Here is a 5,899-nt window from a genome sequence, read left to right on the forward strand (position 1 = left end):
AATCCTTGCTTGCTCATGTCATCTGTCTTTAGTTAAAAAATAAAAAGATCTGGTATCATAGCGAAAATTTATATTCAATTCAAGATAGGTTCATGCACTTTCTGCCTTTTCATTATACAATCATATTAAAAATGTTTAATAAGCAATGGTCTAGAATTAATTACTTCTTAAGGAGGGTCTCCTTCAGCTCCTCTCTCATACCAGGTACGTAAATTTTGTATAGATTCAGCTAGACGCTCTTTAAGAGCTTTTTGCGCTTGTTTTTTATCAAGGCCTTGAAATGCTTCGTAAGAAATTGGGGTGCCAAATACACAAGCCGTTTTCCCCCATAATTTAGGTAGCTTTCTTCCCCGATTCCAAATGGAAAACGTCCCATGAATATAAGTAGGAATTACAGCTATTTGAGAACGAAAGACTAAAAAAGCAACTCCGGATTTTAATTCTCCCAATTGATCCTCATAAGCTCTTGTTCCCTCTGGAAAGAGAATCACTTTTTTTCCAGATGCTAAAAGCTCTTGGATAGCTTTAAATGCTCTACTATTACTCGTATCCCCTTGCACGGGATGGGAGTTCAATTTTCGAATAAAGGGGCCAAATAAAGCATATTTAAATAAGCTCTCTCTTGCTAAAAAATGCACTTCTTGTGGCCATGAAATAGCTAAAATAGGGGGATCGTAAAAAGATGTATGATTCGCTGCAATAATTGCAGCTCCTTTATATACATGTTTTAGTCCATATATCTTATGTCGATAAAGAATTTTAAAGAATAACCAGGTAAAAAATACTACTATGCGATAGAGAAAAGAAAGAGAATTATCAGATGCCCAACTAGGTTTTATCATGGAATTTTTTCAGGATATTTTTCTGCGATCAATTGAATGATTTGATCAACCACTTCATTTAAAGTCAATATAGAGGCATCAATTTTATATGCATCTGGTGAACATTTTAAGGGAGCATTTGATCGAGTAGAATCATAATGATCTCTTTTTAATAAGTCCGCTAGCACAGATTGTTTAGCTAGCTCCAGCTCTTCTTGAGGATACTGGGCTAATAATTCAGCTAGACGCCTTTCTGCTCGAATGCGTGGATTAGCTGTTAAAAAAATTTTAATTTCAGCTTGAGGAAAAACAACCGTTCCCAAATCTCTACCTTCAAAAACAAAATCTCCCCGAGCAGCACATTGTCTTTGAATGTCCAATAATTTAGAGCGAACACAATCTATAGCAGATACTTCCGATACATGAGAAGTAACAAGATACGACCTGATCTCTTCTGTTACATCTTTATCTCCTACAAAATATCTTTTACTGTGCTCTTTTGTTTCTATTCTAAAAGAGAATTGATCAACTAGTTTTTGCATCTTTTCTATTTGTTCAATTGCAATTTGAGATTTAAGAAAAAACCAAGTAAATGCTCGATACATAGCACCTGTGTCAAAATACGTAAAATGCAATCTTTCAGCTACTTGTCTTGAAACGCTTGTTTTGCCTGTTGCTGCAGGGCCATCAATAGTAATGATCATAGTTTTAATGCATCCGCAAAAAGAAATATAAAATAGGCGTAGTAAAGAGTAAAGAGTCTACCATATCTAACACACCCCCCAATCCAGGCAAAACATTGCTATCTTTAACAACGGCATCTCTTTTTAAAAGAGATTCTGCTAAATCTCCTACTTGCCCTAATATTCCAATTAACATCCCAAGCCATATTGACTCTGAAAAAGAAAGGTGGAACCACTCTGCTTGCATATAAACCGCTAGTTTATGAATAGCTATGCTTGCACAAACAGCACCAATAAATCCAGCAATTGCTCCTTCTACTGTTTTCTGAGGACTTAAAGAAGGACACAATTTATTTTTTCCCCAAAGTCTTCCTACAAAATAAGCACCTACATCGGTAATTTTGGTGACAACAATTAAATACAAAAGCCACCAACGCCCTTCCTGAGGAAACCCATGATGAGGGTTGGGATAAAGGACTCCTAAGATTAAGCTCAAAGGCACCGCTACATAAACAATTCCAAAAAATTCGATGGCAATCTCATTTAAAGCCCCTATTACTCTTTTAAAACGGTGTATAAAAAAAGCAATAACACCTAATGCCACAACTAAAATGGGCAGTTGAGGAAGGTCTACAAAAACCAGATATATATATAAAGCAATTACTTCCAAAATTGCTATAGCCATCATTAATCGCGTGGCTGGACGCTTTTTTTTAGCAATAGCTAATTGCGCATATTCCCAAACCCCAGTAGCAGAAATTCCGGCTACAAAGAACATAAGTAAAAGACTAACAAAAGGCAAAGGGGAAAAAATAATTAATGTTGCGACACAAACCCCTATTGAAATAGAGGTCATTAGCCTAGAGCTTAAATCTGCCATTCTCTTTATGGTCATAGGCCTCCAAATCGCCTTTGACGTTGTTGAAATTGATATAAAGCTTTTATTAGCTCTTTTTCAGAAAAATCTGGCCACAACACTTCTGTGTGATAAAACTCGCTATAAGAAAGTTGCCAAAGCAAAAAATTGCTTTGTCTTTTTTCTCCACTTGTACGAATGAGAAGATCTGGATCAGGCCAGTAAGAAGTATCTAAATATTGAGCAATTAGTTGCTCATTAATTTCAGATCTGCTCAAAAGCCCACTTTGAACATCCTCTACGATATTAACAAGAGCTCTTTTAATGTCATCTCTACCACCATAATTGATAGCTAATACTAAATCAATTCGGTTCCCATTTTCGGTTGCTTTCTTTACATCACATATGGTTTTATAAACATCTTTTGGTATTTTAGTAAGATCTCCAATTGTCTGCAACCGCACTTGTTCTTTAATCATTTTAAAACAAAATCTACGCAAATAAATTTTACATAGATACATTAAATTATCTATTTCTTGCTGCGATCTTTGCCAATTTTCTGTAGAAAAAGCAAAAACCGTTAATGCTTTTATATTCCATTTAATTGCAGCGGTTACAATATCAATGATGGTTTTAGCACCTTGCCAATGTCCCATCATATTAGGCAAGCCGTTTTTTTTAGCCCACCTTCTATTCCCATCCATGATAATTGCAACATGCTTTGGGAGTATATTTTTATCTATAATTAAAGAATCTTCCAAAGCGCTTTCTGGAACATTTAACATCTGCATAGTAAATTATTTTTTAAAGAATTGGTGTAAAAAAAGAGTACTCTTTCGATCAGGCCCTAATGAGATCATACTAATGGGCACATCTATTAATTCTGAAATTCGCTTAAGATAATAAATAGCTTTTTCTGGCAGCTCCTCATAAGAGGGAACTTGAGATGTTTCTTTTCTCCATCCTTCTAGCACTTCATATATAGGCTCAACTCGTGCTAGATCTTCAATTAAAGCAGGAGGAGATTCCAAAGTAACCCCATCTAAGCGATAGTGAGTACAAATTTTAATCTCATCTAATGTATCTAAAACATCCAATTTGGTTAAAGCCATTGAATCGAGCCCATTTAACCTTGCAGAATAACGAACCAAACAGGCATCGAACCAACCCATGCGCCTTGTTCTTCCAGTTGTTGTTCCTATTTCACGCACTTTAGATGCAACAAACATTTTCTGTTCTTTTTCTGTAAAAGCAGTTGGCAGAGGCCCTTCGCCTACACGCGTTGTGTATGTTTTTACCACGCCAAGAACATGGTCGATCTTCGTTGGACCAATTCCCGCCCCTGCAATAACACCTGCTGCAATCGTGCTAGAAGAAGTTACATATGGATAAGAGCCAAAATTGTTATCTAAAAGAGTACCCTGAGCTCCTTCAAACAACACTTTCTTTCCCATTTTGAGGGCTTCAGCAATCCACTCTTCAACAGGCGCTATAAAAGGTTTTAACTTGGCAGCTAGTTGATGACATTCCTCTAATAAAGAATCCAATAGTAGCGGCTCTTGTTGAAAAATGATTTGTAATTCTTGATTTTTTGAAAAAAGATTGGCCTGTAACCTTTTTCTTAAAATATCTGGTCGCACAAATTCTGCTAATCGAATTCCTATTCGGCTAGATCTGTCCGCATAACAAGGTCCAATCCCTTTTCCCGTGGTTCCAATGGCTCGATCTTTCTTTCGACTCTCATACAACTTGTCTAGTAGCTTATGATAGGGAAAAATCACATGCGCATAATTAGACAGCCACAACCGATCCGCAAAATCAATCCCTTCTTTTCTTAAACAATCCACTTCTTCTAAAAAAGAACCTGGATCGATCACAGTACCACCTGTGATCAGACAATGTGTATTAGGATGTAAAATACCCGATGGAATTAAATGAAATCGAAGCTCTTGAGAACCTATTAAAATGGTATGTCCTGCATTGTTCCCTCCTTGAGCTCTAACCACAAAGTCGGCTGATTTTGCTAATAGGTCGGTGACTTTTCCTTTTCCCTCATCTCCCCATTGAGCCCCTACCACAATCATGCTAGACATATTTCAAAACCTTCTTAAGTCGCAATTGTGTATTTTTAATAAAAAGAAGAGTGTAGCAAATGCTTGATTTGAATCGATGATTTTTCTATAAAAACATGCTTCTCTTAAACAGCCTAATTAGGAGCAGATCTATTTCTCAAAGTTGTATTTTTTAATAGTTATTTATATTTCTAGAATAAAAATTAGCATGTTTTTCGACTTTTCTAAAAAAATTGCTTTTTATTCAGTTGAAATTTAAAATTTCATCTCCTTATTTCAAGGATCTTAAGGAGATAAGTATGAGTAGTTCTATAGGGATTGCAACCAAATGCGTAACAACATTTCTTGATTTCCTCCATGTTGTACAAGCTGTAGATGAATGCAGTGAATCTGAACCATCTATTTTACAAACTGCAAACGTCGTTAATCGACTAGCATTATTTGGATTTTCAGCAACAGAAATAAAAAAATTAACCTGTAGTCCAAGCGATAATCATGCTCTTGCTTGTCTAAAAAACTCAGAGCTTACAAGTAGATATTTACATCTTCTTATTCAAATTTTCAAAGGTCCAAAACGCTCTGAAGAGATAGAGACCGAACTACAGTTCTTAGAAAGAGCGGTAATCCTTCCTATATCGGATATCATAAGAGTATCAGCAGAAAAATCTACTTATGAAATAAAACACTGCCTAAATGGTGCTCTTGAAACAACTCCCACATCCTCTATAGATAGTTCTTTAAAATCTACACTAGAGCAAAAAGGGAAACTCAAAGAACTAGAAAATCGAATTAACATTGCTTTTAAGATGAAAATGGCCTTTGAATTTGGTTTAATTAATTCAGCAGGACAATTATATAGAAATTTCTATGAGAATATCTATGCAAGAGCATTTGGGCATTTATTCTTAAACCGTCGATATGATGACCCTCAAGAAATAGCGGAAGCTATTTTGAATTCTTTTCCTATCCCTCCAGCTTTCCATGATGATCTGATATTACGAAGATATATTTGTCCTATTACACTTGAGCCTATTCGTTACCCCGTGGAAGATCCTACTACTCGTCATCGTCAACAAGGACAAAACAATCCTACCTTGTATGAAAGATCAGCTATTATAAATAGTTTAATGGTCAGATCCCTATCTCCGATTACAAGGGAGCCATTGACAGCTAATCAGCTGATTGACCGACCAGACATACAATTTATTATTGAAGATAGGCTTAGAGAGCACGGTTCTAAACTATGGCAGTATCTCGAAGCAAGTCCTCTTTTACAACAACAATTACAAGCCGAAACAAGCAATCCTTAAAATTTATAGAAAAATAGAGAAAATATGAGTATTCCATCCATAGATCAAATATATGAACCTATCTTGAATTAAATTTACTGTTTTAAAGATACTTGCCGACTTAAGAAATTCATCCAATATCCCAGTAGTCCAAACATTAATAGTCCGTTCCAATATA

6 protein-coding genes are annotated in these 5,899 nt (G+C 35.7%); 1 reads left to right on the forward strand and 5 read right to left on the reverse strand.

Features of this window, described 5'->3' with window-relative positions; all coding sequences use genetic code 11:
• Positions 1-167: 167 nt before the first annotated feature.
• The 5 genes from RHOW815_RS06460 to RHOW815_RS06480 are packed head-to-tail and all read right to left on the reverse strand — an operon-like array spanning position 168 to position 4,453.
• Positions 168-842 carry a lysophospholipid acyltransferase family protein gene (locus tag RHOW815_RS06460; RefSeq protein ID WP_215217508.1) on the reverse strand — a complete coding sequence of 225 codons (675 nt, stop codon included), beginning with the start codon at positions 840-842 and terminating at the stop codon, positions 168-170.
• Complete coding sequence (gene cmk / locus RHOW815_RS06465; protein ID WP_215217509.1) at positions 839-1,525, reverse strand: (d)CMP kinase; 687 nt, start codon at positions 1,523-1,525, stop codon at positions 839-841. The genes RHOW815_RS06460 and cmk overlap by 4 nt, the downstream gene beginning before the upstream one ends.
• 4 nt (positions 1,526-1,529) lie before the next feature.
• Positions 1,530-2,399, reverse strand: a complete 870-nt coding sequence (locus tag RHOW815_RS06470; protein ID WP_215217510.1) for a phosphatidate cytidylyltransferase — start codon at positions 2,397-2,399, stop codon at positions 1,530-1,532.
• On the reverse strand, positions 2,396-3,151 hold the full coding sequence (gene uppS / locus RHOW815_RS06475) for an undecaprenyl pyrophosphate synthase (RefSeq protein WP_215217511.1): 756 nt from the start codon (positions 3,149-3,151) through the stop codon (positions 2,396-2,398). Before uppS ends, RHOW815_RS06470 begins: the two co-directional genes overlap by 4 nt.
• 6 nt (positions 3,152-3,157) lie before the next feature.
• A complete protein-coding gene (locus RHOW815_RS06480; protein ID WP_215217512.1) occupies positions 3,158-4,453 on the reverse strand; it encodes an adenylosuccinate synthase in 1,296 nt (431 codons plus the stop codon).
• 278 nt (positions 4,454-4,731) lie between these two features.
• Here RHOW815_RS06480 and RHOW815_RS06485 point away from each other — a divergent pair, with 278 nt between their 5' ends.
• Positions 4,732-5,742, forward strand: a complete 1,011-nt coding sequence (locus tag RHOW815_RS06485; protein WP_215217513.1) for an RING finger protein — start codon at positions 4,732-4,734, stop codon at positions 5,740-5,742.
• Positions 5,743-5,899: the final 157 nt, after the last annotated feature.

The organism is Candidatus Rhabdochlamydia sp. W815, assembly GCF_018642185.1.
GTDB lineage: Bacteria > Chlamydiota > Chlamydiia > Chlamydiales > Rhabdochlamydiaceae > Rhabdochlamydia > Rhabdochlamydia oedothoracis.

Excerpts from the sequence above, each read along its gene's own strand:
- RHOW815_RS06460 (WP_215217508.1), bottom strand. The coding sequence starts at position 842 with ATGATAAAACCTAGTTGGGCATCTGATAATTCTCTTTCTTTTCTCTAT.
- cmk (WP_215217509.1), bottom strand. The coding sequence starts at position 1,525 with ATGATCATTACTATTGATGGCCCTGCAGCAACAGGCAAAACAAGCGTT.
- RHOW815_RS06470 (WP_215217510.1), bottom strand. The coding sequence starts at position 2,399 with ATGACCATAAAGAGAATGGCAGATTTAAGCTCTAGGCTAATGACCTCT.
- uppS (WP_215217511.1), bottom strand. The coding sequence starts at position 3,151 with ATGCAGATGTTAAATGTTCCAGAAAGCGCTTTGGAAGATTCTTTAATT.
- RHOW815_RS06480 (WP_215217512.1), bottom strand. The coding sequence starts at position 4,453 with ATGTCTAGCATGATTGTGGTAGGGGCTCAATGGGGAGATGAGGGAAAA.
- RHOW815_RS06485 (WP_215217513.1), top strand. The coding sequence starts at position 4,732 with ATGAGTAGTTCTATAGGGATTGCAACCAAATGCGTAACAACATTTCTT.